The following is a 25566-nucleotide window of genomic DNA, read 5'->3' as shown; positions in this document are numbered from 1 at the left end:
TTTCTCAGTGAAGCCCCTAGTAGCGCTGTAGTGGAGGAGGTCGCCGGGATGGTCCAACCCACAGCCGTGCGGACCGGTGGCGGGGTCAGCGTCCTCGATCCCGAGGAGGCTTGGAACCAGCCAACGGTGCCCATGCGCCGTCGGGTGCGCCAGGCGCCGGTCTCCAACCAGTGGCTCGCCGAAGCCGAGTTCACCGACCTCGTCGACGCCGCCCTAGCCGGAGACAGACGGGCGGTCGAGCACCTGCTCGGCCGCATCCAGCCGCTGATCGTGCGCTACTGCCGCGCACGGGTCGGTGGCCGGGAGCGCACACTCGTCTCAGCCGAGGACATCGCGCAGGAAGTGTGCGTGGCCGTGCTCGGAGCGTTGTCGAAGTACCGCTACGAACCGGGTTCGTTCCTGGCCTTCGTGTACGGCATCGCCGCGCACAAGGTCGCGGACGCCCGCCGTCGCGCCGTCCGCAACCGCGCCGAGGTCGTGCCCGAGCTGCCGGACTGTCCTTCGCTTGAGGACGGGCCGGAGCAGAACGCGATCAACGGGGAGATGCTGGCGCAGGTCACGCGGCTGCTGCACAAGCTGCCGTCACGCCAGCGCGAGATCCTCGTGCTGCGGGTGGCCGTCGGGTTGTCCGCGGAGGAGGTCGCGCTGGCGGTCGAGTCGACGCCGGGTGCGGTGCGGGTCGCGCAACACCGCGCGCTCACCCGGATGCGGGAGATGATCGCGGAAGAAGGCTAGCTCGCGCGACGATCGCGGCGAGGTCTTGCGGGCAGGACAGGAACGGGGAGTGTCCTGCATCAAGGCGTTCCGTCGCGGTTGCTCGTTGCGACATGGCTTCTTGGGCCGGCGGCGGGATCGCGTTGTCGTTCTCGCAGATCACGTAGGTGGTGTCGGTGTAGCGCCACGCGGCGTTGGTGACCTGGTCGGTGAAGGCGCGGTAGCTCTGCGGGCGAAGCTTGTCCAGGGGTGGATCGGAGACGTCGTTGAAGAAGACGGTCTCCGGGGTCTTCGCGTGCAGGACCTCGCCGTCCTGCTCCCACCACGGCGGGGGCGGGCCGGGGATCATGCCGCGCAGCGAGTCGCCGATGTCGGGCATGAACGCGGCGACGTAGACCAGGTGCTGGACGTCCGGGTGGAAGGCCGCCTGGGTGGCCGGGATGCCGCCGTAGGAATGGGCGACGATCACCGTGGGACCGTTGACGGCCTGGGTGATCGCTTTGGTGTCGTCGTGCATGCCGTGGGCGGGGGAGCCCACGCTGGGCAGGTCGACCGTGTCGACCTGCCAGCCGTCGTCGGTGAGGATCTCGCGCAGTGGTTCCCAGCACCAGGAGCCGTGCCAGGCGCCGTGCACCAGCAGGAGAGCGGGGCGTTCGGACATGTCCTCAGTGGACGTCGTGACCGGCGTCACCGGGAAGAGCGCGCTTCCGCTGAGCGGAATCTACGCGAGGGGGACGAGTCGGGCGTCGAGGCGGGCCGGCACCGCCGACAACGCTCGTGACACCAGGCAACTGCGCTTCGTGTTCTCGGCGAGCGCCTGGAACTGCGCGTCGGGGATGCCTCGGACCGCTGCCTCGCACTCCAGCTCGATGTCGCTCAACGCGATTCCGCTGGTGTTCGTCGAGGTGTGGGCGCGCGCGAACGTCTCGATGCGAACGGGTTCGTAGCCCGCCGCGTCGAGGTCCGAGGCCAGCGACATCGAGAAGCAGCCGGCGAAAGCCAGGCCCAGCAACGACTCCGGCGTGCCGTCGTCCGGGGCGGGGTCGGCGCGGTGCGGGAGGTCGTACGGGATCTGCACCCCGCCCTGGATCATCACGCCCGAGCCCGCCTTCTCGGTGCCGGTCCACACCGCCTTGCCGGTGTGCGGAGCGGAGCGCTCCTCGGTCGACGTCGACAGCAGGGTGGCCGGGTCGAGGTCCAGGGCTGCGGCGACCGTGAGGAGCGCACGGAGTGAAGGCGCGCGCTCGCCCTGTTCGAGGCGGTAGAGGTGCACCTCGCTGAGGCCGGTCATCGACGCGATGTCGATCAGGCGCATGCCACGGGCGAACCGTGCGGAGCGCAGTTTCTCGGCCATCGACTGCAGCTGAGCGTCGATCTTGGACTCGTCCACACCCGCAAGGATGCCTCCAGGGCAAGCGCTGAGCAAGTACTTGACTCAGTGGCAAGCGGGGAGCAAGCTGCCTGGCCAAGGAGGCGGGAACATGGGCATTCGAGTTCGTCGCAGGGCCGAGGCGCGCTGGTCAGGGCCGATTCCGACGGGATCAGGGCACATCAGGACCGGCAGCGGGGCCGTCGACCGGGACTACTCGCTGCGGTCGCGGGAGACCGACGATGCGCCGCTCAACACCAACCCCGAGGAGCTGATCGGGGCCGGGCTCGCCGGGTGCTTCGCGATGTCGGTCGCGAACCTGCTGGAGGAGGCCGGGTTCACGCAGGTCGACGTCAACGCGACCGCCGCGGTGAACCTGGAGGAGACGGCCGCGGGGTTCCGCATCACCGAGATCAGCCTGTCGGTCACGGGATCGGCCGCCACACTCGTGGACGAGGAGTTCGCGCGGCTGGTCGACCAGGCCAAACGCACGTGCCCGGTGTCGCTGGCGCTGGCGGGCACGACGATCACCACGGCACTGGTGAAGGTGGTCTGACACATGGGATCGCGGTACGTCGTGCACACCGGGGAAGTCGAGCCCGAGGTTGCCGAGGGCGTCGTGACCAGGCCTGTGCTGACCGAGGAGTTCGGCTGCGAGTACCTGACGCAGGCCGTGCGCACTGTCACGGGGAAGGCTGCTTTCCACTCGGGCAAGCACGAGGAGCTGCTGTTCGTTCTCGCCGGTCACGGCAGTCTCCGCGTGAACGGCGAAGAGCACGCGTTCGGGCCGGAGAGCGGGATCTACATCGGACCGGACGAGACCTACGAGATTGCCTCCGACTTGGCGGAGATCGTCTGTGTGAAGGTCGCCGAGCCGCAGGGTGAGGCCGGGTCGAGGCGCACGGTGTCGCCGCTCGGCGAGCAGGAACTCGGCCACGCCACCGCCGGTCGTGAGTACCGGATCCTGGCCGACCCGTCGACGGGGTTCCGCTCCGGCACGCACTTCGTCGGCGACGTGCCCGCCGGCGAGCCCGCGCCGTTGCACTACCACCTCTACAACGAAGTCATCTACGTGTTGCAGGGCAACGGAATCCTGCACATCGACGGTGAGCGGAACCCGATCTACCCCGGCGCGTGCATCCACCTGCCGGCACGGACGCTGCACCAGGTCGAGAACACCGGGGACGTGCCGATTCGCGAGGTCGCCGTGTTCGTGCCGGCCGGTTCGCCCGCCGCGGCCTACCTGCCAAATGGGACGAGCGCGTATCCGGGTGTTCCCAACGACCCCCTGGGTGGCGTTACGGTGTGACCCTTCGCGGAAGGAGCGGGCGATGAGCGTTGAAGCACCGCTTGCCGGGCACGAGGTCCTCGACACGACGGACGTCGACGAGGCTCGCGCGGTCGCCGGCCGCGTCTTCCGCGAGCACCAGCTGACAACCGAAACCGGACAAGGGTTTCGCACGATTCTGCGGTCCACTGTGGTCGGTGGCATGTCGTTGAGCTTCGTCGACTACCAGGCCGCGGTGCGCATCAGGACGAGCGCGCCGAGCAGTGGGTACCTGGTGCACATCCCGCTCTGTGGTCGCGCTTCCATCACCTGTGGACGTGACACCGTGACGTCAGATCCTCGCAACGCCGTGGTGGTCGACCCGTCCGATCGACTCGACATGACCTGGTCGAGCGGCACCCCGCATCTCATCGTCGGTCTTGATCGTGAGCGGCTCGTCCAGCACACGCAACGGTTTCTGGGCAGGACGCTGGACCGGCCGCTGCGGTTCGGGCTGGGCATGGACCTGACGACGGCGGCGGCTCGTGCGTGGCTCAACGTCGTGCACCTGCTGCTGACCGAGGTGTCCACGGCCGAGGGCACGCCGATGGCCGCGGAGCAGCTGGAGTCGTTGGTGTTCCAGCGTTTTCTGCTGACCCAGCCCGGTATCGCTTCGGTCGAACGTCCTGTCGCGCCCAAGGCGATCCGGCGGGCGATGACGATCATCGAGGAGCACGCGGACGAACCGCTGACCGTCGAGGACATCGCCGAGGCGGTCGGCGTCGGCGTGCGGTCGTTGCAGGCCGGGTTCCGGCGGTTCGCGGACACCACGCCGCTCGCGTACCTGCGGGACGTGCGGCTGGGGCAGGTCCACACCGAGTTGCTGGCCGCCGAACCGGGCAGCGTCAACGTCACCGACGTCGCGACGCGGTGGGCGTTCCCGCACCTCGGCCGGTTCTCCGTGCAGTACCGCGAGCGGTTCGGCGAGTCGCCGTCCGCGACCCTGCGCCGTTGAGACACCGCGTCGCTGAACGGACAACCGCCGCGCTGAGCGGATAGTGCGGGACATCACGCGTTTCTAGTCTTTCCTCCATGACGACGCCGGAGGAATTCAGAACTCAATTCCCCGCCCTGAAGGAAATGACCTACCTGGCTTCCTGCAGCCAGGGCGCTTTTTCCCGCACATTGGGCAACGCGGTGGTGGAGTACCAGCAGACGTTGCTCCGGCACGGTGCCGCGTGGGAACTGTGGATGAGCGAGGTCGACCGCGCCCGGCAGCTGTTCGCGAACCTGATCAACGCTTCGCTCGACGAGATCGCGGTGGTGCCGACGCTGTCCAACGCTGCCTACCAGGTCGCGTCCACACGGGACTGGTTCCTGCGTTCCCGGATCGTCACGACGGACATGGAGTTCCCGTCCGTCGCCCACGTGTGGCTCGCGCAACGGGCCAACGGCGCCAAGGTCAGCCACGTCGAGGACCGCGGCGGCGTCGTCGAGCCGGAGGACTATCTGGCGTTGATCGACGAGACCTGCGGCATCGTCTCGATCCCGCTGATCTCGTACCGCAACGGCGCGCGCCTGCCGGTGAAAGAGGTCGTCGCGGCAGCACGGAAGGCAGGCGCCGCGACGTTCGTCGACGCCTACCAGGGCGCCGGCGTCGAGCCGATCGACGTGCGCGAGATCGGCTGCGACTTCCTCGCCGCCGGGGCGTTGAAGTTCCTGCTCGGCCTTCCCGGCATCGCGTTCCTCTACGTCCGCGCCGGGGTGGAGGACTCCTACGACCCGCCCGCGACCGGCTGGTTCGGCCGGCGCGACCCGTTCGGCTTCAACCCGCGCGAGCTCGACTACCCGAAGCACGCGCGGCGCTTCGAGTCCGGCACGCCCGCCATTCCCGCCGCGTACGGCGCGGTGGCAGGCATGCGAGTGCTGGGCGAGCTCGACCCGCACGTCGTCAGAAAACACGTCACCCGGCTCGGCCACTACGCGCAGCACGCGCTGGAGGACGAGCGCTTCTCCTCGCCGCTCTGCGATTCCCTGCGCGGCCCGCAAATAGCGTTGCTCGATGAGAATCCGACTGATCTGGCGGCTTATCTGAACAGCCGCCGAATCGTCACGAGCCCGCGCGGAAACGCCGTCCGAATCGCATTGCACTACTACAACACCACCGAAGACGTCGACGCCCTCGTCACCGCAGTTCGGGACTACCGGAGGCTGACTTGACCACAAGCGAAGGCCCGCAGCTCGCCAGAAAGCTGCACTCGCGCCAGCTCGCCATGATCGGCATCGGGGGCGCGATCGGCACCGGCCTGTTCCTGGGGTCGACCCTCGCGATCAGCAACGCGGGACCCGCCGCGATCGTCGCGTACGTGATCAGCGGCCTGGTCGCGCTGGTCATCGGCTGGGCGCTGGCCGAGATGGTCGTGACGCATCCCGACGCGGGCGCGTTCGGCTCGATCGCGCACTCCTACGTCGGTCCGTGGGCCGGGTTCGTGGTGCGCTGGACGTACTGGGCGGGGCAGGTCATCGCGGTCGGCGGCGAGGTGATCGCGGCCGGCATCTACGTCCAGTACTGGTGGCCTTCGATCCCTTTGTGGGCGCCGGTCGTGGTGTTCTCGCTGGTGATCCTCACGGTCAACGCGGCGACGGTCAGCGCGTTCGGCACGCTGGAGTACTGGTTCTCGACGATCAAGGTCACCGCGATCGCCGTGTTCGTGGTGCTCGGCGCGGTCATCATCTTCTTCGGTCTGCCTTCCAGGCCTGCGACTGGATTGGCGAACCTGACCGCGCACGGCGGTTTCCTGCCCAACGGCGTCTCCGGGCTCGGTCTGGCCATGGTGTTCGCGCTGTTCAGCTACATCGGCACCGAGGTGGTGTCGGTGACGGCGGCGGAGTCGAAGGATCCCGCTCGGGACATTCCTCGTGCGGCCCGGCAGATGATCCTGCGGCTCGGGTTGTTCTACGTGCTCGCGATGACGGTGATCGTCACGGTCGTGCCGTGGACCGTTGCGGCGCAAGGCGGAACGTTGCAGTCGAGCCCGTTCGTGAGCGTGTTCGGAGCGGCCGGCATTCCGGCTGCCGCGGGGATCATGAACTTCGTCGTGATCACGGCCGCGTTGTCCAGCGCCAACACCAATCTCTACGTGGCGACGCGCATGGTGCACTCGCTGGCGTTGCACCGGCTCGCTCCTAAGTGGACTGGGAAGCTGACGGCTCACGGTGTGCCGCGCAATGCTTTGGCGTTGTCCGCGCTGGGGATGGCGGTCGCGGCGATCCTGTCGTGGCAGTCGAAGTCCGACGCGTACCTGGTGATCTTCGGCATCGCGATCTTCGCCGCGATCGTCGTGTGGATCCTGATCCTGGTCACGCACTTCACGTTCCGGTACAAGCGGCGTCAGCTCGGCCTGCCCGACGCGCCGGTCCGGTTGAAGGGCGCGCCGGTGACGTCCGGGCTGGCCGCGGTGTTCCTGACCGGCGTGCTGGTCTCGACGTACTTCGTGCCCGGCCTGGATCCCGCGTGGCAGTTCGGGGTGCCGTTCTTCGTGGTGCTGCTGGTGGTGCACGCGGTGTTGAAGCGCAGGCAGAAGGTCGAAGTCTCGTGAACGTGGCTCAGGAGTGGCTGACCGGCTCGATCGCGCGGATCTTCCGCGCGGTCGGCCTGTCCGCTGAGGCGTCATCGGTCGTTGCGGAATCTCTTGTGGCGGCGGACATGCGCGGGGTTGCCTCACACGGCGCGTTGCTCGTCCCGATGTACGTCGACCGCATCCGGCGCGGGTCCGTGAGCCTGGTCGAGTCACCGGTCGTGGTTACCGACTTCGGTGCGGTGGCCACGCTCGACGCCCACCACGGGCTCGGCGTGCTGAGCGGCGACCACGCGATGCGGATGGCCGTCTCCAAGGCCCAGCGGTACGGGATCGGCGCGGTCGCGGTACGGCACGCGTTCCACTTCGGCGCGGCTTTCCGGTTTGCTTCCGCCGCGGCGTCGGCGGGTTGCCTCGGCGTGGCGGCGGCGAACACCCGGCCGTTGATGCCGGCGCCGGGCGGGGCGCGGCCGGTCGTGGGCAACAACCCGCTGGCGGTCGCCGTGCCGTTGCCAGGACTCCCTCCTGTCGTCCTGGACATGGCGCTGTCGGAGGCGGCGCTGGGCAAGGTGCGGCTGGCGGCTTCCGAGGGCCGGGACATCCCGGTGACGTGGGCGACCGATCGTGACGGTGTGCCGACGACGGATCCCGTTGCGGCCCTGGAGGGGATGCTGCTGCCTTCCGGTGGGCCGAAGGGGTACGGGCTCGCATTGATCATCGACGTGCTGACCGGGGTGTTGTCCGGTGGTGCGTCGGGGGATGAGGTGCGGGGGCTGTACGCCGACACGGGTGTGCCGAACGACTGCGCGCACTTCTTCCTGGCGATCGACCCGGAGGCGTTCGGGGGTGCAGAGTTGTTCGCGGCCAAGGCGGTGAAGCTGGTGCGGGGTGTCGCGAAGTCGCCGCTGAGGCCTGGGGTGGAGCGGGTGTACCTGCCAGGGCAGCTGGAGCAGGAACGGGCCGAGGTGGCGGCGCGCAAGGGGATTCAGGTGGACGGGGGAGTGTTGATGGCGTTGCACAAGACAGCCGAGAGCCTGGGAGTGGAGCTCTCATGAAGACGTTTCTCGACGCTTCCGGCGAAGTTCTGGTCGTGACCGGCGGGTCCAACGGCATCGGCGCCGCCCTCGCCCGCGGGTATGCCGAAGCCGGTGGGAACTCGGTGGTGTTCGACGTGGTGCCACCCACCAGCAAGATCCCTCACGTCTCGCATCTCGGGGTCGACGTCTCCGATCGCGCGGCCGTCTTCGCCGCCGTCGAGGAAGTCCTGGCGCGGCACGGCCGGATCGACGCCCTGGTCTGCGCGGCGGCGGTTCAGCCCCGCGCGGACGTCGCCGTCACGGATCCGCTCGAATGGCGCCGCACGCTCGCGGTGAACCTCGACGGCGTGGTCTGGTGCTGTCAGGCGGTTCTGCCGCACATGATCGAACGCCGGCACGGCACGATCCTGATGTTCTCCTCGGGGCTGGCTCACGCGGGCCGGGCGCAGGCTTCCGCCTACGCGGCGAGCAAAGGCGCGCTGATCCCGTTCGCGAAGTCGCTGGCCGCCGAGGTGGCGCAGCACCGGATCCGGGTCAACACGGTGTTCCCGGGCGTGATCGACACCCCGCAGTTCCGCGCGGCGAACCAGGGCTCCGAGCGGGTGCATTGGGAGGCGACCACCGGGATCGGACTGCCGGAGGACATCGTGGGGCCGTTGTTGTTCCTGCTGTCCGACGCGGCCACGATGTCCGGTTCCACGCTGGAGCGCCGTCATGGCTGATCCGGTGATCATCGCGGGTGGCGGGCCGGTCGGGCTGATCACGGCGCTGGGGTTGCTGCACCACGGGATCGACGTCGTGGTGTTCGAGGAGGACGACCAGCTCTCGCTCGACACCAAGGCCGGCACGGTGCTGACCCGCACGATCGAGGTGCTGCACCGCTACGGCGTGGCCGAGCCGGTGCTGGCGGCGTCGTTGCGGATCGACGAGATCGGCGACATCGACCGGGCCACCGGGGTGTCGCGGACGAGCGTGCTGACCGGCGAGCTGGTCGACGACACCAGGTTTCCGTTCGTCATCAACATCCCGCAGCACCACCTGGAACCCGTGCTGCGCGACCAGCTTCCACCTGGAACCCTCCACATGGGACACCGCGTCACCGGGTTCACGCAGTCTTCCGACCACGTTCTCGTGCACTTGGAGGGCGGGGAAAGCGTTCGCGGCAGCTATCTGCTGGCGTGCGACGGCGGGCGGTCGCAGGTGCGGGAGGCGCTCGGCGTGACGGTCGAGGGGCACACGTTGCCGCAGCGGTACGTGCTCGTGGACCTGGAGGTCGACCTCGACGTCACGAACCCGCGCGACTACCCCTACCTGGCCTACTTCGGTGATCCCTCCGAGTGGATGGTCCTGGTCCGGCAGCCGCACTGCTGGCGGTTCCTGTTCCCGTTGGAGCCCGACGCTCCGGAGCCGGGTCGTGACGAGTTGGCTGCGAAGGCACGGCGGTTCATCGGGGACGTGGACGACCTGCGGGTGCTGGGGACCAACGTGTATCCGGTGCACCACCGCGTCGCCGATCGGTGGCGGGACGGGCGGGTGTTCCTGATGGGCGACGCCGCGCACCTGATCACGCCGATGTGGGCGCTAGGGCTGAACACCGGGGTGCTGGACGCGTCGAACCTGCCGTGGCGGCTGGCCTGGGTGTTGCGCGGGTGGGCTGACGCGTCGTTGCTCGACGGGTACGAGCGGGAGCAGTCGCCGGTGGCCGTGCGCGGGTCCGGGGAGATGGCCGAGGCGGCTCGGGCGTACATGGACCGGCGGGGTGATGTGTCCGCAATGGACGGTGGGCGCTGGGGAGTGGCGGTGACGCGGTCGTTGCTCGGGGTGAGCCTCGACGTGGACGGCAGCGGCGACTGGTCGATGATCGCGGCCGGTGACGTGCCGCAGCCGGTGCGGGTGGGGGATCGGCTGCCGGACGTGCCGGTGTTCGGGTCCGGTGGACAGGTCTGGCTGCACGACCTGGTCCGGGATTCGTTCGCGGCGTTGTACTTCACGGATGTGAGGCGAAAGCCGGTACTTGCTGACGGCCTTCCTGGACTTGCGCGCTACCTCGTCAGCCGCTGGGACGCACCGCTCGACTCCGGCTTGCGCGACCACGCCCTGTTCGATCCCGGCGAGCGTGCCGCTCGTCGGCTTGGAGTGCTGCCGGACACCGCTGTCCTGGTCCGCCCGGACGGCCACGTCGCCGCGATTCTGCCCGTCGACCTCTCGGACACCACGAAGGATCCGATCCGCGACGCCTACCTCCGGATCACCCGATGACCGCGGGCCAGATCGTCACCGCGCCCGACGGAACGCAGGTCGTGCTCGGCGAGGTCGGGCAGACCGTGCTGCTCGACACCCCGAGGGTGCGGGTGTGGGAAGTCGTGCTGGAGCCCGGCGAGTCACAGCCGTGGCACCTGCACCACAACCCGTACCTCGTGCTGAACGTGCAGTCCTCGCCGTGCCACATGGACTGGCTCAACGGGGATCCGCCGCGCTACCTCGAAGAAGTCGAGGGTGGCGTGATCTACCGGCCTGTTTCGCCGGTGCACATGCTGACCAACGACGGCGATCGCACGTACCGCAACCGAATCGTCGAGCTGAAGGACCTCGGTGAGGAGGCGACCGGGGATCCACTGCCCCAGCTGGACGTCGTGTTCGAGAACGACGTGGTGCGGGTTTACCCAGCCGAGCGGTTCGTACTGGTCGGCGACCGCGTGATCGAGCTCAAGCACCTGGGAGGACAACCGTGAACGTCCCTGAGGAAATCCTGCTGCGGACCAAGGATCTGGAGTGGGTGGACAAGTCGCTGGAAGGCCTGTCGCACAAGATGCTCTGGCGTGACGAGGAGACCGGCGCGTCGATCGCGCTGGTCCGGTTCCAGCAGGGGGCCGGGATTCCGTCGCGGCACGAGCACGCGTCCAACCAGTTCATGTACTGCCTGCGCGGCCGCTACACCTACGTGCCGACGGGGCTGACCCTCACCGAGGGCTCGTTCTACTGGAACCCCAAGGGCAGCGCGCACGGACCGACGCACGCGGACGAGGAGTCCGTGCTGCTGGAGATCTACGACGGGCCGCACTACCCGGTCCAGCCCTCCTGGTACACCAACCCCGACGACGCTCGCTGAGGAAAACCATGCACAGCAGGGAAATTCGCACCGACGACCTCGCCGTTCCGCTGGGGCACTTCTCGCAGGCGACCACCGCGACGCCGGGCCGGCTGGTGTTCATCTCGGGCATGACCGCCCGCAACGCCGAGGGCGGCATCACCGGCGTCGGTGACATCACCGCGCAGACGCACCAGGTGTGCCAGAACCTCCGCACCGCTGTCGAAGCCGCGGGTGGCAAGCTCGACGACATCGCGCGGGTCGACGTGTACGTGCGCGACATCGACGACTTCGAGGCGATCCACGCGGTGCGCAGGCAGTACTTCACCGGGGTGGCGCCGGCGTCGACGATGGTCGAGGTGTCCGGGTTCGTGAAGCCCGAGTACCTGATCGAGATCAACGCGATCGCGGTGCTGCCGTGAAGCTGGCTTCCGCGTACTACGAGGGCGTTCGGCGGTTCGGCGTGGTCGTCGAGGACGAGATCGCGTTGCTGCCGCCCGCGCTCGGCACGCTCGACGACGTCATCCGGGACGGCACTCTGGACGAGGTTCGTGCCGCTTCCGAGCGTACGCCGCACGTGCCGTTGAACGAGGTGCGGCTCGCGGCGCCGTTGCAGCGGTTCAACCGGGACGTCCTGTGCACCGGCTGGAACTACTGGGACCACTTCGAGGAGTCTCGCGGCAAGCGCGAGGGTCAGGACCCGGTGGAACGGCCGCGGCACCCGACGTTCTTCACCAAGGGACCGGACACGGTGATCGGGCCGTACGACGACATCGCTTACGACGGCTCGTTGTCGTCGAAGTGGGACTACGAGGCCGAGGTCGCGCTGGTCATCGGCCGCGACGGGCGGTCGATCCCGGAAAGTTCGGCGTGGCAGCACGTTTTCGGGTTCTGCGTGGCGAACGACGTGTCGCAGCGTGACCTGCAGCGTGCGCACGGCGGGCAGTGGCTCAAGGGCAAGAGCATCGACGCGACCATGCCGCTCGGTCCGTGGATCACGACTTCGGACGCTGTCGACTTTGCCGGGCTGCGGATCCAGTGCGAGGTCAACGGTGAGCTGCGGCAGGACGCGCTGGCGAAGCAGATGGCGTTCCCGGTCGAGCGGCTGATCGCGGAGCTGAGCAGCGGGATGACGTTGCGGGCCGGCGACGTGCTGCTGACCGGGACGCCGTCGGGAATCGGCAACGCGCGGGATCCGCAGGTGTTCCTGGCCGAGGGAGATGTGGTGGTGACGCGGGTGTCCGGGCTCGGCGAGCTGACGAACCGGCTGGTGAGCCGTGCGGCATAGCGTCATCGGCGACCTCGACCGCTGGTTGCGGGGCGAGTTCCAGGAGATCAACACCTCGCTGGAGGAGATCTACTTCGCGGAGAAGGCCATCGTTCTGCAGGATAGGGACGACGTGGACTCGTTGACCTCGTTCCTCGTGCGGGACGGGGGAGCGTTGATCGCGCGAGTGGCCGAACGTCGTGAGCTGCCGGCGGATCCGGAAGCCAGGTACGAGCTGCTCGGGATGATCGGCTTCTACCTCGGTGCCTGCCGGCGGCACGAGGTGTCGCCGGCTGACGTCTCCCCGCTTGCCCAGGCGCTGGCGTCGTCGCTCGGGGTCGCGCCGCGGTTCTCGTCGGCGCACCAGCACATCCGCAACAGGGCCGTCGGGGGCGCGTTCAACAGTTTCACCACTTTGGACAGTGAACGCATCTTCTTGACCTACAACGGTTTGTCCGTGATGGCCTATCGACGGGCTGCTTTCGCGTTGCTGAGCATTCCGGCTCTGGGCGTCTCGAACCCGTTGGCCACGTACCACTTCGCGGACGCCGTGGCCGCGTTGCGGGACGTCATGAAGTACAACAAGGTCCTCGCGGCCGAGCTCGACGTCGACCGGTTCTTCTACAACATCCGCCCGTACTTCAAGAGCTACCGGGTGGGCGCTGCGGAGTACCGGGGAGCGAACGCGGGCGACTTCGCGGCGATCAACGCGATCGACGTGCTGCTCGGGCTGTGCTCGCCGCACGATCCGTTCTACCAGTGGGTCGTGCTCGACAAGACTCCTTATGTGGCGCCGTCGGACCTGCCGCTGCTGCGGGACCTGGGGTTGCTGCCGTCGTTGCTGGCGCAAGTCGAACAGGAGCTGTCGGCGGGGATTTCGGCGCCGTTGAAGGAGAACGCCGCGTTGCTGCTCGACGCGTGCCGCGAGCACGGGGCCGCGACCGTGTACCACCACAACCGGCTCGTGCTGCCGTTCCTGCAGGAACCGGCGGCTCATGCGCCCGAGGAACGGCAGACCGACATGACGGCGAGCGGTCCGCCGTTGGAGGTCGTGATCGAGACGTTGGCGCGGCTTCGGGACCTGCGTGCGGCCCGGTCGCGCCCTGGGCTGGACACCGCGCGGCCTGTGATCGATCGCGTCCGCGCACTGTTGGACGGAGCCTGATGCACAGCACAGACGTGCACACGCACTTGGCGCCCCTGATGGGGTGCGAGGTGGATGGTGTGGAGGAAGTCGGCGGGCGTCTGGTCGTGGACGGGCATCGGGTCGGAGTGCCCGGTCTGTACGACGCCGGTGCCCTCGCGCGCCATCTGGCCGTCAACGGCGTGGACCGAGCATGGGTGTCCGCGCCGCCACCTCTCTACCGGCAGCACCTCGACGCGGAGCGCACTCGCGAGTGGGTGCGAGCCCTCGACGACGGTCTGCGGGCGCGGGTGGCCTCCGAGCCCGCGCTGGACCGGCTCACCTACCTGCCGTTCGACCGCCCGGAGATCGCCTTCGAGCTGGTCTCGGACATCAGCGACTCGGTCGGCTGGACGGCGTCGGCCGGTGGAGGGTCCTTGGCGCTGGACGACCCGTCGTTCGAACCGCTCTGGGCGGCTGTGGCGGCGCGGCGCAAACCCCTGCTGCTGCACCCCGGCGAGTCACCTGATCAGCGCTTGGACCGGCACTACCTGGGAAACCTGCTGGGCAACCCGGTCGAGACCGGTCTCGCGACCGCGCAGCTCGTGCTCGGCGGCGTCCTCACCCGGCATCCAGGCCTGATGATCATCCTCGTGCACGGCGGCGGCGTGGTGCCGTCGGTCGTGGCGCGGTGGGCACGCGGGGTCTCGACGTCGCGGCCGGGCATCACGACCGTGGAGGACCCGCTGCAGGTCGTGCGGCGGCTGTGGAGCGACTGCCTGGTGCACCGGCCGGAGCTCGTCGACCTCGCGATCTCCACGTTCGGCGCCGACCACCTCCTGCTGGGCAGCGACTACCCGTTCCCGATGGGGCTGGACAACCCGTTCGAACCGCTGGCGGGGCTCGACCCGGAGCTGCGGTCGCGGATCGCGGGCAACGCGGACGTGATCATGCGTGCGGGACTGTTGTCCTGAGGTCGCTGAAGGCCGCCACGAGAGCCGTGACCAGGATCAGCGCGCCGAACGCGAACACCGCGGCCGCACCACCGACGACGTCCGCCGCGAACGCACCGAGCACGGGTGCGAGAGGCGTGAGCGCTCGTGCGGCGAAGGTCAGGATCGCGTCCAACCGTCCCATCAGGTCGTCAGGCACCAACGCCGTGAACACCGCGCTCACCGAGACGTTGAGCAACGGTGTCGCGACCGCCGTGACCATCAACGGCGCGAACGGCCACCACGCGCCGAACGGCAGTGCCATCGCCAGGTTGCTCACGCCGAAGACGACGAGCACGCCGACAACGATCCGGTCGTGGCTGATCGTGACTCTCGGCGAGATGAGCGCCCCGAGCACGCCGCCGACGCCGACGCCGGTGAGCACCAGGCCGACCAGCCAGTCGGATCCGCCGCGTTCCTTGACGGTGGCGACGACCGGGATCAGCGTGGCGCCGCCGAGCAGGTTGAGCGTCAGGAAGATCGCGACGACGTTGCGCATGCCGCGCTGGCGCCACAGCCACGCCCAGGCCTCCTTGACGTCCTGGTGCATGCGCTGCCGTGGGCGTTGTTCGGTGCGTGCGGGGATCTTGGCGAACCACGCGCAGATGGCCGCTATTAAGAAGGAGAGGGCGTCGGCGACGAACGGCACCGCGCGGCCGAGCCCGTAGAGCAGCGCGCCGAGCGACGGGCCGGCGAGCCACGCCGTGTGGCCGCGGGCTTCTTCCTGGGCGTAGGCGGTCTTGAGCTGCTCCGGTGGCACGACGGACTTGATCGCGGTGGACCGCGCGGGTCCGGAGAACGCGGTGCACACGCCGTCCAGCGCGGCGAGCACGAGGAAGAGCGGAATGGAGTTGGCGCCCGTGACGACGTTGGCGGCCATCGCGGTGACCACCGCCGCCTGAGTCGTCTGGCTGATGACGAGGACCTTGCCGCGGTCCCAGCGGTCCACCCACACTCCCGCCGGCATCTGGGCGACGATGAGCGCGGTCGCCCGCACGCCCGCGATCACACCCGCCCAGAAGTACGACCCGGTGACCGCGAAGATCAGCAGCGGCATCGCGTACGTCGTGAGCTGCGTGCCGAGCTGCGAGACCGCGCCGCCGAGCCAGAGCAGCTGGAACTGGACGTTTCTTCTGAGTGGAACCCCCATGGGGACTGTTCTTAGCGCATGAATGTCGGTGTCGGGTGGCATGGTTGTCCGCATGGCTGACCCGGACTTCGACGTGCTGCTCACCGGCACCGTCTTCCTCGACATCATCTTCACCGGCCTGCCCCGCCCACCCGCCGCGGGGACCGAGGTGTGGGCCGAGGGGCTCGGGTCGTGTCCGGGTGGGATCGCGAACCTCGCGGTGGCGCTGCGGCGGCTGGAGCTGCGCACCGCGCTGGCGGCGGCGTTCGGGGAGGACGCGTACGGCGACTTCTGCTGGGACGTGCTGGCCGAGCAGGAGGGCGTCGACCTTTCTTACTGCCGTCGTTTTTACGGGTGGCACTCGCCGGTGACCGTGTCGATGGCGATGGAGCGCGACCGTTCGATGGTCACGCACGGGCACAAGGCGCCCGTTGTCGCGGACGACCTGTTCTGTCCGCCGCCGTCCGCTCGGGCATGTTTTGTGCACATTCAGAGTGAGGACGAGCAGTGGGTGCGCACGGCCAAGGAGAATGGCGCGCTCTTGTTCGCGGACATCGGCTGGGATCGCACCGGGGCGTGGTCGCCGGAGCTTTTGCGGCGCCTTGAGGGATATGACGTCTTCCTGCCCAACCACGTGGAGGCGCAGGGCTACACGCGGACCGATTCGCCGGAGGACGCGGCGCGCAAGCTGGCCGAGCACGTGCCAGTGGTGGTCGTCACACGCGGGGGCGGGGGAGCGGTCGCCGTCGACAGCTCTACCGGCGAATGTGTGGACGTGCCGGGGCTGAACGTGGCGCAGCTCGACGCGACGGGAGCCGGAGACGTGTTTGGGGCCGGGTTCGTGATGGGCACTCTCGCCGGGTGGCCGCTGGAGCACCGGGTGCGGTTCGCGAACCTGTGCGCGGCGCTGTCCGTGCAGCATTTCGGCGGTTCGCTGTCGGCGCCGGGGTGGGGTGACATCGCGGTGTGGTGGCGGACGGTGAGCAGGCGGGCGGACGAGGAACTGGCGCGGTACGGCTTCCTCGACGACCTGCTACCGGATCACGCGGGCGTGGAGGTGAGAAGGGCTAGTCCGACGATCGGGCTGCGATTGCTCCGGTAGGTTTAAAACAGTCGATCAGCGGACGCAACCTCACGGGCCTCCCGCGCGACTTATACGTAGAGAGTCTTTCTGGGGTTTGGTTCGGAAGGAGTTGCGGGTTGTTCGCCGCACGCGCGTCAGGCTTGGTCAAGTTGCTGGGGTTGTGCCTGACTGCGGGCGTCCTCCTCGCCGCGATGGTGTTCCCGTTCGTCGGAGGCCTCGGGCTCGCGTCCAACCGCGCGGCCGACGAGGTCGACAAGACGTCCGGTGATCTCGCGAAGGCGGAGCTGCCGCTCGTCACCACCATCCAGGACATGAACGGCGACCCGATCGCCTACCTGTACGACCAGTACCGCATCCCGCTGACCTCCGCCCAGATCTCGGACACGATGAAGGCCGCGATCCTCGCGATCGAGGACAAGCGGTTCTACGAGCACCGCGGCGTCGACTGGCAGGGCATCGCCCGTGCCGCCGCCAAGGCCGGTGTGGACGGTGGCGCGACCCAGGGCGCCTCGACGCTGACGCAGCAGTACGTCAAGAACTACATGGCGTTCGTGCTCGGTGCCGACAACGAGCAGGAGGCCTGGGAGAAGGCCACCGAGGCGACGGTCGGCCGCAAGCTGCGCGAGGCCCGCATCGCGTTGCAGCTCGAGCAGGAGGTGTCGAAGGACGACATCCTCGCCGGCTACCTGAACATCGTGCCGCTGGGCAACCAGACCTACGGCGTCGGCGCGGCGTCCAAGGCGTACTTCAACACCACGGCCGACAAGCTGACCGTCCCGCAGGCCGCGCTGCTCGCCGCCATCGCGAACCGCCCGTCGTCGCTCAACCCCGGCGCCTCGCCCGACAAGGCGCTGGAGCGTCGCAACATCGTCATCGACAAGATGCGCGAGAACGGCTCGTTCGGCGCCGACCACGCCGAGGCCCAGAAGAAGGCCGAGGAGTACAAGGCGGCGCCGCTGGGCGTGGTGGACAACCTGCAGCTGCTGCCCAAGGGCTGCGTCGGCGCGGGCGACGGCCCGATCTACGGCTTCTTCTGCGACTACCTGCTCGACTACCTGCGCGCCGCGGGCATCACGAACAAGCAGCTGCAGCGCGGCGGCCTCACCATCAAGACCACGCTGGACCCGAAGGCCACCAAGGCCGCGAAGCAGTCGGCCGAGCAGCAGGTCCCGAAGACCCAGAACGGCATCGCGAACGTCATGTCGGTCGTCCAACCCGGCAAGGACAAGCACCGCGTCCGCGCCCTGGTCGCCTCCCGCGACTACGGCAACAAGGCCGAGCTCGGCCAGGTCGCCCGCCCCGTGCCCGCCGAGGTCCTCCCGTTCGGTCCCGGCTCGGTGAACAAGGTCTTCACCGCCGCCGCCGCGCTGGAGGCCGGGGTCACCGGCATCGACAAGCAGATCGACGTCCCCAGTTCGTACACCTCGAGGGCCTACGCCAACGGCGGCACGCCCTGGACGGTCAAGAACGCCGGCACCTACTCGGACAAGATGTCGCTCACCCAGGCCCTCGCGACCTCCCCGAACACGGGCTTCGTGATCCTGCAGGAGAAGGCGGGCCTGAACAAGGTCGTGGACATGGCCTACCGCCTGGGCATGCGCGACACGCTCAGCGGCGTGAACCGCGGCGGCGAGCCCCTGAAGCAGGACGGTTCCAACGGCCCGTCCCAGGGCGACTGGACGAAGCAGGCCAACGCGGGCTCCTACACCCTCGGCCCCGGTGCCACCAGCGTCCTCGAACTGGCCAACGTCGCCGCCACCATCGTCTCCGGCGGCACCTGGTGCCCGCCCACCCCGGTGGAGAAGGTCATCGACCGCTACGGCAAGGAAATCCCGCTCAAGGAAAAGCCCTGCGAGCAGGCCGTGACCCCGGACCTCGCCTACTCGCTGGCCCAGGGCCTCTCCCGCGACGTCGTCTCGCCCGGAACCGCCGCCGGCGCCGTCCCGCCGGGCTGGAACCGTCAGATGATCGGCAAGACCGGCACGACCGAGGAACACAAGTCGGTCGCCTTCATGGCCGCCACCATGCAGTACGCGGGCGCCGTCATGACCTACGCCGACGGCAACAACCCCGAGGTCATCTGCGCCAGCCCGATCCGCCTCTGCCCGGGCAGCAGCGCGGGCGTCTACGGCGGCCAGGTAGCAGCGCCGACGTGGTTCGGCGCGATGAAGGTGATCCACGAGGGCACCGACCCGGTACCGCTGCCGCCCGCAGCGGCACGCTACAAGTAGGACGAGCAGAGCCTGTTTGATCGCAGGGCCGCCGGACGCCAGCCGCGTCCGGCGGCCCTTTGCTTTGCCCGCACCCGCCAGGTGGCCCTGGGCAGGGGGCTGTGGCGGGACGGGGGCGTGGCGGGGCGAGCACCCGCTGGCGCTACCGGCTGGGGGAGCGGTGGCGGGTGGACCGGGGCGTGCTGGGGCGAGCACCCGCTGACGCCATCGGCAAGGGGAGTGGTGGCAGGTGGGCGTGTGCGCGGAAGGTGGAGCAACCCGCCGTAGCTGCGGGGGAGGGGACTTTGGGGATGGGCGTGCGTCCGGCAGGTGGAGTGCCCGCCAGGAGGCATCAGGTACGGGAGCCGAACCACGAGCACGCAACGTCCCGCGCGGCACGCGCGGCTCCTCGCAAAGCCGAAGGCAAGCGGCGATGGCGAAGCCGAGCCGAGTGCGGGCGAACAACGCGGGCCAAAGCCGAAGGCGAGGCACCCCGAGGGGCGATGCGCAGCGAGCCCGAACGAGAGCATGCCCAACGCGGCAAGCCGGTAATAACCGGCACCTACCAGCACAAACGCAACCACGCACGCGAAGCGATCGGGCTTGACTTTGGGTTCGAGGTGCTACCGTTTCGCGGATCGGACGGGTGCGGAGCATCCGCCCTTTTCCGCCCGACAGAGCGCCTCGTAAGGGCCCCGAAGTCAAGCCCGATCGCGATCGTCGCGAAGCGGCGATGACGAAACCAAGCTCGTAAGGACCCGCGCGCCCACGCTGGAAGGCGACCACTCCGCATCGGCGACCACCCCGCTGGAACGCGACCAGCCAACGCAAGCCGACCCGCAAGAGCCGCGTCAGCGCCCCAGCCACCCGAAGTAACCACGCCCAGCGTGACCCAGCCCTCAAACCCCGCCGTCAGCCTTTCACGATAAAGCACTGACCAGTACAAACGCCAAGACGGGGATTGGTTCAAAGAGGGTTAATCAAGCGCCAGCACGTCTCACTACGCTACGTCACCAACCGTGGGCCTCGTCACCTAAACGCCCACATGGCTTGCCCGGCGCGGTGACGCGAGGTTACGTTCCCTGCCGCATGTCACAGTTCGATAACCGCGAGGACACGGATCACCCCCGAAACGGTCCAGTCCGACCAGGGCTCCACCAAGCCCGCCAGCAGGGCCCCGAACCCCGCTGACGGACCCAGGAGCCCGCAAGCAGCGCCCGACAGGCCCCCGAAGCCTGAACGGCTCTGCACGCCAGAGGCCCCCGAAGCCGAAGCGAGCCGCGCCAAGGCCGATGAAAGCCCGAAACGCACGAGCGGTTACCGGACTCCCCCGAGTGCATGGAGGCAAGTCTTGGCACGGCATCGAGCGAAGGGCCACCTGGTAGACGTCATCGCCAGAGTCGACCTGGACCGCAAGAAGGCCGTAGCGGCTGTCGTGGCCGCGGGCGCCCTGGCCGGCGCCGGGTTCGCACAGGCGATGGCCACGGTCACGCCCGTCGACCGCATCGTTCCGGTTGCCGCGACGAAGGACCTCGCGGCGGCCATGACCGCGCAGCCCGAGCCGCAGGGCATCACCACGATCCACAGCGTTGACGCCAGTGGTGAGACGCGCAAGCTGCTGCAGGCCGAGCAGATTCAGGTGCAGTTCACCGTCCGCGAGGCGCTCAAGGCCGCGGAAGGCACCTACGCGAAGCAGCAGGAAGCGCTCAAGGCCGAGCAGGCGCGCATCAAGGCCGAGGAAGAGGCCAAGCGCCCTAAGTGCGTGAGGCCCGCGCAGGGCACGTTCACGTCCGGCTTCGGCGCCCGCTGGGGTACCAGCCACAACGGTGTCGACATCGCCAACGCCATCGGCACGCCCATCGTGGCCGCCATGGACGGCACGGTCATCGAGGCCGGGCCCGCGTCCGGGTTCGGGCTGTGGGTGCGGGTTCAGCACGAGGACGGCACCATCACCGTCTACGGGCACATGAACACCATCGACGTGCCGCAGGGTGCGAAGGTCAAGGCCGGGCAGCAGATCGCGACGATCGGCAACCGCGGCCAGTCGACCGGGCCGCACCTGCACTTCGAGGTGTGGGTCGGCGGCGGGCAGAAGATCAACCCCGTCGGCTGGCTCGCCGAGCGCGGTGTTTCCCTCTAGGGGCCAGTAGTAGTCTCCGGCCACGCCGTCCCGCACCGAGGCGGGGCGGCGTGGAAACCCGGAGCCGAGCAAGTGATCTACCGCAGCCCCCTGCCCGCGGTGGCCGTCCCTGCGATCACGGTCCCCGCACATGTTCTCGTGCACGACAACGACAAGGTCGCGCTGAAGGACGCCGTCTCGGACGAGGCGATCACCTACGCCGAACTCAAAAGAGCCGTCGAGGCAACCGCCAGAGGCCTTGTCGCCCAAGGGATCAAGCCCGGCGACACCATCGCGATCACGAGTGTGAACAGGCCGAGGTACGCCGTCGGACTGCACGCGATCATGGCCGCGGGAGCGACGGCGGCGCTCATCAACCCGCTGCTCACACCCCAAGAGATCGAGCAGCTGAAGACCCTCGCGAACGTGACCAGGACGCTCGACCTGGACGACTTGCCAGAAGACGGCACGGCACAGCTGCCGGAAACAGACCCGGCACACACCGCCGCGATCCTGTTCTCCAGCGGCACAACGGGTTTCACCAAGGCCGTCAAGCTGAGTCACCGAGCCCTCGTCGCGAACCTGGAGCAGCAACGCCAGGGCTGGCGCATCGACGAGACCGACGTGCTCGCCGCGAACCTGCCGTTCTTCCACATCTACGGCTTCGCGATCATCCTCAACTCGGGCCTGCTCGGCGGCGCCACGCTCGTCACCATGCCCCGCAGCGACGCCGGCACGTACTTGCGACGCCTCGAAGACCACAAGGTCACCCGCGCGTTCCTCGTGCCACCGCTGGCCGCCGCCATCGCGGACCAGGAAGCGCCAACCACCCCAACGCATCTCAAGCTCGTGCTCTGCGGCGCCGCCCCGCTCGACGAGGACACGCGCAGGCGAGCCGAGCTGAAGCTGAACGCCCCGGTACGGCAGGGCTACGGCCTGACCGAGGCGGGCGGCACGCACCAGACGTTCGACGACGACGAGGAAACCGACCCGCGAAGCGTCGGCGTCCTCAGCCCGGGCACCGAAGCGCGCATCGTCGAACCGGGCACCACCGAAGACGCGACCGAGGGCGAGATGCTCATCCGCGGCCCGCAGGTCATGGACGGCTACCTGAACGACGAGGCGGCCACGCGACAGGCCTTCGTGGACGGATGGCTCAAGACGGGCGACCTGGTGCGGGTCCGGAATGGCCGGTTCTACGTCGTCGACCGCGTCAAGGAGATGATCAAGTACAAGGGCTACCAGGTCGCGCCCGCCGAGCTGGAAGCGTTGTTGCGCAAGCATCCACAGGTGAAGGACGCTGCGGTAAAAGGTGCGCCCGATCGGGTTAACGGCGAGGTGCCCAAGGCCTTCGTGGTGACGCAAGGCGACGTCACGGCCGAGGAGCTGATGGCGTTCGTGGCGGCGGAGGTGGCGCCGTTCAAGAAGGTGCGCCAGGTTGAGTTCGTGGAAGAGATACCCAGGTCGGTCTCCGGCAAGATTCTGCGCCGGCTGCTGAAGGACGACTAGTGCGCGTCCTGGTCACCGGCGGCGCCAAAGAGCTCGGCAGGGCGTTCGCGGAAGTCCTTGGTGCGCAAGGACATGAGCTCGTCATCACCGGCCGTGACGAGAAGGCGCTCGACGCGGCGGAAACCGAGCTGAAGGCCAAAGGCGTCGACGTCCGGACGCACGTCGCGGACCTCGCGGACCCGCACGCGACGCCGAAGCTCATCGAGAGCCTCGGCCACCTCGACGTGCTGGTCAACAACGGTGCGCTCGGCGGACCGGTCGGGCCGACGTGGGAGGTCGACGAGGACGACTGGTGGCGCACGTTCGAGGTGAACCTGCGCGGCACCGCGACGGCCATGAACGCGGCGATTCGCACGATGACGAGCGGGCGGATCATCAACGTGGTCAGCAACGCCGGTGTGCACCGCTGGCCTTACGTCACGGCGTACTCCGTGTCGAAGGCGGCCGTGATCAAGCTGACCGAGAACGTCGCGGTCGAGCTCAAACGACGCCCGATCGCGGTGCTGAGCTACGACCCCGGCATGGTCGACGTCGGCCTGATGCACCGCGGCTGCGACGAAAGCGCGCAAGACCCCGAGCTGCGCAAAATCGCGCAGTGGGCGAGAACACAGCGCGCGCAGGGCAGGTTCACCCCGGTGGAGCAGTCGGCCGGTCTTTTGGCCCGAATCGTGAGCGGAGAGTTCGATCACCGTTCCGGCGGACTCGTCACGCCCTCGGACGGCTGATATTTCTTCGTGTAAGAGCGTTTAGGCCCTTCCTCGCCGACAGGTCAACGGGGATCGTCGCGAGAGGCTCCCCGAATCGTCGTCCACAGGAGGCGTCGTGCCTGTCGGAACATCTTCCGCTGCCGTGAACTTGGCAGCGGCGCTCGAACCTGCCCACCTCGAGCTCGCGTGCGATCCGTTGCACGTCGAACTGTCCGGCGACGTGAGAGCGAGAGTCGCGCGGTGCCGCGAGTTCGTGCTCGACGTCAGCGGCTCCGGACGCGCGATCTACGGTGTCACAACGGGTTTCGGCCCGCTCGTCGAGTTCGCGGGCCGCGAGGACGGCGCAGGTCAGAGCGACAACACGATCATCCACCACATCGTCGGGCACGGTGAGCTGATGCCACCGGCGATCGCCCGCGCGGCCGTGCTGGCGCGGCTGTTCTCGTTGGCGCAGGGGCGATCGGGCGTGTCGGAGCACGTCGTCGAAGCGCTGATCGCCATGCTGGGCACGGAGTTCGCCCCGGCCGTGCCACGACTCGGCTCGGTCGGCGCGAGCGGAGACCTCCAACCGCTCGCGTACGTCGCACATGCGTTGCGAGGCAACGGGAATGCGTTTTTCCAGAACAAGCTCATGCCGGCGGGAGAGGCACTCACGCAGGCCGGGCTCGTGCCGCTCCAGCTCGACGGCCGGGACGCGCTGGCGTTGGTCAACGGCATTTCGGTGACCGCCGCAGCACTCGGACTCGCTGTCGCACAGGCGAATCGTTCCCACCGGACCGCGGAGCTGTTGTCCGCCTTGATGACCGACGTCCTGGGCTGCGGCAGGGAGTTCGCCTCGGTCGAGCTGCTGGCCGCGTTCGGCCACCCGGACGTCGCGGACACCGGTGCCTCCATCAGGACCTGGCTCGAAGGCAGCACGCCGACCGGTGAGCGCCCGCTGCAGGAGGCCTACAGCATCCGCTGCGCACCTCAGCTGATCGGCGCGGCGGGAACGAGCGTGCGGCACGCGGACGTGGTGGTGCGGCGCGACCTCAACGGCGTGAGCGACAACCCGTTGTTCTTCCCGGAGACGAAGGAAGTCGTGCACGGCGGCAACTTCTTCGGTCAGCCCAGCGCGTTCGCGGCCGACCAGCTCAACGTCGCCCTGACGCAGCTGGGCAACCTGGCCGAACGTCAGCTCGACCTCCTGGTGGATCCCCATCGCACCAACGGGTTGCCGCCGATGCTCAGCCCACAGCCCGGCAAACACCACGCGTTGCAAGGCGTTCAGCTGTGCACGACGGCGACCGTGGCCGCGATGCGCCGCGCCGCCACGCCCGCCTCGGTGCAGAGCCTGCCGACGAACCTGCACAACCAGGACGTCGTCCCGTTCGGCACCCAGGCCGCGTTCACCGCGCTCGACCAGGCCGGTCTGCTGCGCTACCTGCACGCCGGGCTCGCGATCGGGCTGCGTCAGGCCGTGCACGTCGGTGCGCGCCGCCCGCAGGCCCCGAAGCTCGCGGAGGTGTTCGACCGGATCGCCGAGGAGGTGCCGCCGATCGTGGAAGACCGGCCGCTCGACACCGCTCTGGGCCGCGTCGCGGACCTGCTCGACTCCATTGTGGAGGGTGAACGATGACCGCCCCCGTCTGCGCGCCGGCCTGGGGACACACGTGGGTCGACCTGCCGGTGCTGCGCCTGCCGATGCCGGGTACGGAACTGATTCCGTGCGTGAACGGCTGTTATGAGATTCCCATCGACGTCGAAACGCCGGAAGATGCGGTGGACCGAGCCGTCCACCGGTGGTTTCTCGGCCATCACGGCGCATTCCTGGTCTGGAGGTTTCTTTCGGCTTCACTCGATCGGTTGATACGCGAGCCTGATTCGCAACTAGTCCGCCTCACTGCGCTTGGATATGACGCGTACTCGGTGATGCTGGCCTATTCGGGCAGTTGTTCCCGTGAGGTGTACGAGGACGTCATCCGGCCGATGATGATGGCGTTCGACCCGGCGTTCAGCGGGCGGTGGGCTCGTGACTACGAGCAGCTGCCCGGCCTGCTGCGCCGGGCCCGTACCGCACTGGGGCCCGTGGCGGCCGCGCCGCTTTCCACCGCGAGCAAGGCGAACCTGTTGGCACACATGGAGGTCATGCGCAGACTCGTGCCCGGCGGCAACTCGCTGCTGCGCGAGTCGGGGCGTACGCGCGTGCCCACCACCGACGCCGAGCGCGCCCGGTTCGACGAGTTCTTCCTCGTCAGCCGGGAGAACGTGTGCGTGAGCCGCTACCGCGCCCACCGCGCCGCCGTCCTGTCCGCGATCGGCCACGACCTCGCGAAACGCCCGCTTCGGCCCGAGTACGGAGAGACACTCAGGACGTTCGCCACTCGACTATGA

25 protein-coding genes are annotated in these 25566 nt (G+C 68.6%); 22 read left to right on the top strand and 3 right to left on the bottom strand.

What is annotated here, in order from left to right:
* Positions 1-48 precede the first annotated feature (48 nt).
* A complete protein-coding gene (gene shbA / locus AB0M24_RS28805; protein WP_363774502.1) occupies positions 49-735 on the top strand; it encodes an RNA polymerase sigma factor ShbA in 687 nt (228 codons plus the stop codon).
* Here the strand turns inward: shbA and AB0M24_RS28800 are convergent.
* Together AB0M24_RS28800 and AB0M24_RS28795 are read right to left on the bottom strand one after the other, a co-directional pair.
* Entirely contained in the window at positions 698-1405 is a 708-nt protein-coding gene (locus tag AB0M24_RS28800) for an alpha/beta hydrolase (RefSeq protein WP_363774499.1), read from the bottom strand. The genes shbA and AB0M24_RS28800 overlap by 38 nt on opposite strands.
* A gap of 30 nt (positions 1406-1435) precedes the next feature.
* Positions 1436-2104 carry an OsmC family peroxiredoxin gene (locus tag AB0M24_RS28795; RefSeq protein WP_363774496.1) on the bottom strand — a complete coding sequence of 223 codons (669 nt, stop codon included), beginning with the start codon at positions 2102-2104 and terminating at the stop codon, positions 1436-1438.
* Positions 2105-2195: 91 nt separating this feature from the next.
* On the opposite strand from AB0M24_RS28795, the gene AB0M24_RS28790 reads away from it, so the two are divergent.
* The 14 genes from AB0M24_RS28790 (at position 2196) to AB0M24_RS28725 (ending at position 14417) form a co-directional block, all read left to right on the top strand.
* The gene (locus AB0M24_RS28790; protein ID WP_363774493.1) at positions 2196-2639 is read left to right on the top strand and encodes an OsmC family peroxiredoxin; all 444 of its coding nucleotides are present in this window, start codon (positions 2196-2198) and stop codon (positions 2637-2639) included.
* 3 nt (positions 2640-2642) lie between these two features.
* Positions 2643-3392, top strand: a complete 750-nt coding sequence (locus AB0M24_RS28785; protein ID WP_363774490.1) for a cupin domain-containing protein — start codon at positions 2643-2645, stop codon at positions 3390-3392.
* Positions 3393-3414: 22 nt separating this feature from the next.
* Positions 3415-4365 (top strand): AraC family transcriptional regulator, encoded by a 951-nt coding sequence (locus AB0M24_RS28780; RefSeq protein ID WP_363774487.1) that lies wholly within the window; start codon positions 3415-3417, stop codon positions 4363-4365.
* A gap of 125 nt (positions 4366-4490) precedes the next feature.
* Positions 4491-5570 carry an aminotransferase class V-fold PLP-dependent enzyme gene (locus AB0M24_RS28775; RefSeq protein ID WP_363774485.1) on the top strand — a complete coding sequence of 360 codons (1080 nt, stop codon included), beginning with the start codon at positions 4491-4493 and terminating at the stop codon, positions 5568-5570.
* Positions 5567-6949 carry an amino acid permease gene (locus AB0M24_RS28770; RefSeq protein ID WP_363774482.1) on the top strand — a complete coding sequence of 461 codons (1383 nt, stop codon included), beginning with the start codon at positions 5567-5569 and terminating at the stop codon, positions 6947-6949. Before AB0M24_RS28775 ends, AB0M24_RS28770 begins: the two co-directional genes overlap by 4 nt.
* Positions 6946-7983: an Ldh family oxidoreductase gene (locus AB0M24_RS28765; protein ID WP_363774479.1), complete on the top strand. Its 1038-nt coding sequence runs from the start codon at positions 6946-6948 to the stop codon at positions 7981-7983. Before AB0M24_RS28770 ends, AB0M24_RS28765 begins: the two co-directional genes overlap by 4 nt.
* Positions 7980-8687: an SDR family oxidoreductase gene (locus tag AB0M24_RS28760; protein WP_363774477.1), complete on the top strand. Its 708-nt coding sequence runs from the start codon at positions 7980-7982 to the stop codon at positions 8685-8687. The genes AB0M24_RS28765 and AB0M24_RS28760 overlap by 4 nt, the downstream gene beginning before the upstream one ends.
* The gene (locus AB0M24_RS28755; RefSeq protein WP_363774474.1) at positions 8680-10224 is read left to right on the top strand and encodes an FAD-dependent monooxygenase; all 1545 of its coding nucleotides are present in this window, start codon (positions 8680-8682) and stop codon (positions 10222-10224) included. Before AB0M24_RS28760 ends, AB0M24_RS28755 begins: the two co-directional genes overlap by 8 nt.
* On the top strand, positions 10221-10697 hold the full coding sequence (locus tag AB0M24_RS28750; protein ID WP_363774471.1) for a hypothetical protein: 477 nt from the start codon (positions 10221-10223) through the stop codon (positions 10695-10697). Before AB0M24_RS28755 ends, AB0M24_RS28750 begins: the two co-directional genes overlap by 4 nt.
* Entirely contained in the window at positions 10694-11074 is a 381-nt protein-coding gene (locus AB0M24_RS28745; protein WP_363774468.1) for a cupin domain-containing protein, read from the top strand. Before AB0M24_RS28750 ends, AB0M24_RS28745 begins: the two co-directional genes overlap by 4 nt.
* An 8-nt stretch (positions 11075-11082) precedes the next feature.
* Complete coding sequence (locus tag AB0M24_RS28740) at positions 11083-11475, top strand: RidA family protein (RefSeq protein WP_363774466.1); 393 nt, start codon at positions 11083-11085, stop codon at positions 11473-11475.
* Positions 11472-12341 (top strand): fumarylacetoacetate hydrolase family protein, encoded by an 870-nt coding sequence (locus AB0M24_RS28735; RefSeq protein WP_363774463.1) that lies wholly within the window; start codon positions 11472-11474, stop codon positions 12339-12341. Before AB0M24_RS28740 ends, AB0M24_RS28735 begins: the two co-directional genes overlap by 4 nt.
* Positions 12331-13485: a monodechloroaminopyrrolnitrin synthase PrnB family protein gene (locus AB0M24_RS28730; protein ID WP_363774460.1), complete on the top strand. Its 1155-nt coding sequence runs from the start codon at positions 12331-12333 to the stop codon at positions 13483-13485. The genes AB0M24_RS28735 and AB0M24_RS28730 overlap by 11 nt, the downstream gene beginning before the upstream one ends.
* Positions 13485-14417, top strand: a complete 933-nt coding sequence (locus AB0M24_RS28725) for an amidohydrolase family protein (protein WP_363774457.1) — start codon at positions 13485-13487, stop codon at positions 14415-14417. The genes AB0M24_RS28730 and AB0M24_RS28725 overlap by 1 nt, the downstream gene beginning before the upstream one ends.
* Here the strand turns inward: AB0M24_RS28725 and AB0M24_RS28720 are convergent.
* Positions 14392-15585, bottom strand: coding sequence for an MFS transporter (locus AB0M24_RS28720; RefSeq protein ID WP_363774454.1), 1194 nt, complete (start codon positions 15583-15585; stop codon positions 14392-14394). The two genes, AB0M24_RS28725 and AB0M24_RS28720, sit on opposite strands and share 26 nt — an antisense overlap.
* A gap of 52 nt (positions 15586-15637) precedes the next feature.
* Between AB0M24_RS28720 and AB0M24_RS28715 the strand changes: the two genes are divergently transcribed.
* The 7 genes from AB0M24_RS28715 (at position 15638) to AB0M24_RS28685 (ending at position 25566) form a co-directional block, all read left to right on the top strand.
* The gene (locus AB0M24_RS28715; RefSeq protein ID WP_363774451.1) at positions 15638-16666 is read left to right on the top strand and encodes a PfkB family carbohydrate kinase; all 1029 of its coding nucleotides are present in this window, start codon (positions 15638-15640) and stop codon (positions 16664-16666) included.
* Between the two features lie 98 nt (positions 16667-16764).
* Positions 16765-18879: a transglycosylase domain-containing protein gene (locus AB0M24_RS28710; protein WP_363774448.1), complete on the top strand. Its 2115-nt coding sequence runs from the start codon at positions 16765-16767 to the stop codon at positions 18877-18879.
* Between the two features lie 1330 nt (positions 18880-20209).
* Positions 20210-20998, top strand: a complete 789-nt coding sequence (locus AB0M24_RS28705) for a M23 family metallopeptidase (RefSeq protein WP_363774445.1) — start codon at positions 20210-20212, stop codon at positions 20996-20998.
* A gap of 72 nt (positions 20999-21070) precedes the next feature.
* Positions 21071-22486, top strand: a complete 1416-nt coding sequence (locus tag AB0M24_RS28700) for an AMP-binding protein (RefSeq protein WP_363774442.1) — start codon at positions 21071-21073, stop codon at positions 22484-22486.
* The gene (locus AB0M24_RS28695; RefSeq protein ID WP_363774440.1) at positions 22486-23211 is read left to right on the top strand and encodes an SDR family NAD(P)-dependent oxidoreductase; all 726 of its coding nucleotides are present in this window, start codon (positions 22486-22488) and stop codon (positions 23209-23211) included. The genes AB0M24_RS28700 and AB0M24_RS28695 overlap by 1 nt, the downstream gene beginning before the upstream one ends.
* Positions 23212-23335: 124 nt before the next feature.
* Positions 23336-24811 (top strand): aromatic amino acid ammonia-lyase, encoded by a 1476-nt coding sequence (locus tag AB0M24_RS28690; protein ID WP_363774437.1) that lies wholly within the window; start codon positions 23336-23338, stop codon positions 24809-24811.
* A complete protein-coding gene (locus AB0M24_RS28685; RefSeq protein WP_363774435.1) occupies positions 24808-25566 on the top strand; it encodes an L-tyrosine 3-hydroxylase in 759 nt (252 codons plus the stop codon). Before AB0M24_RS28690 ends, AB0M24_RS28685 begins: the two co-directional genes overlap by 4 nt.

The organism is Lentzea sp. NPDC051838, assembly GCF_040681245.1.
GTDB lineage: Bacteria > Actinomycetota > Actinomycetes > Mycobacteriales > Pseudonocardiaceae > Lentzea.
Note: the sequence above shows the minus strand (reverse complement) of the source record. Positions and strands in the feature narration are given on the sequence as shown.

Bases quoted from the DNA above. Each gene is read 5' to 3' on its own strand.
- shbA (WP_363774502.1), top strand. From the start codon at position 49: ATGGTCCAACCCACAGCCGTGCGGACCGGTGGCGGGGTCAGCGTCCTC.
- AB0M24_RS28790 (WP_363774493.1), top strand. From the start codon at position 2,196: ATGGGCATTCGAGTTCGTCGCAGGGCCGAGGCGCGCTGGTCAGGGCCG.
- AB0M24_RS28785 (WP_363774490.1), top strand. From the start codon at position 2,643: ATGGGATCGCGGTACGTCGTGCACACCGGGGAAGTCGAGCCCGAGGTT.
- AB0M24_RS28780 (WP_363774487.1), top strand. From the start codon at position 3,415: ATGAGCGTTGAAGCACCGCTTGCCGGGCACGAGGTCCTCGACACGACG.
- AB0M24_RS28775 (WP_363774485.1), top strand. From the start codon at position 4,491: ATGACCTACCTGGCTTCCTGCAGCCAGGGCGCTTTTTCCCGCACATTG.
- AB0M24_RS28760 (WP_363774477.1), top strand. From the start codon at position 7,980: ATGAAGACGTTTCTCGACGCTTCCGGCGAAGTTCTGGTCGTGACCGGC.
- AB0M24_RS28755 (WP_363774474.1), top strand. From the start codon at position 8,680: ATGGCTGATCCGGTGATCATCGCGGGTGGCGGGCCGGTCGGGCTGATC.
- AB0M24_RS28750 (WP_363774471.1), top strand. From the start codon at position 10,221: ATGACCGCGGGCCAGATCGTCACCGCGCCCGACGGAACGCAGGTCGTG.
- AB0M24_RS28740 (WP_363774466.1), top strand. From the start codon at position 11,083: ATGCACAGCAGGGAAATTCGCACCGACGACCTCGCCGTTCCGCTGGGG.
- AB0M24_RS28725 (WP_363774457.1), top strand. From the start codon at position 13,485: ATGCACAGCACAGACGTGCACACGCACTTGGCGCCCCTGATGGGGTGC.
- AB0M24_RS28720 (WP_363774454.1), bottom strand. From the start codon at position 15,585: ATGGGGGTTCCACTCAGAAGAAACGTCCAGTTCCAGCTGCTCTGGCTC.
- AB0M24_RS28715 (WP_363774451.1), top strand. From the start codon at position 15,638: ATGGCTGACCCGGACTTCGACGTGCTGCTCACCGGCACCGTCTTCCTC.
- AB0M24_RS28685 (WP_363774435.1), top strand. From the start codon at position 24,808: ATGACCGCCCCCGTCTGCGCGCCGGCCTGGGGACACACGTGGGTCGAC.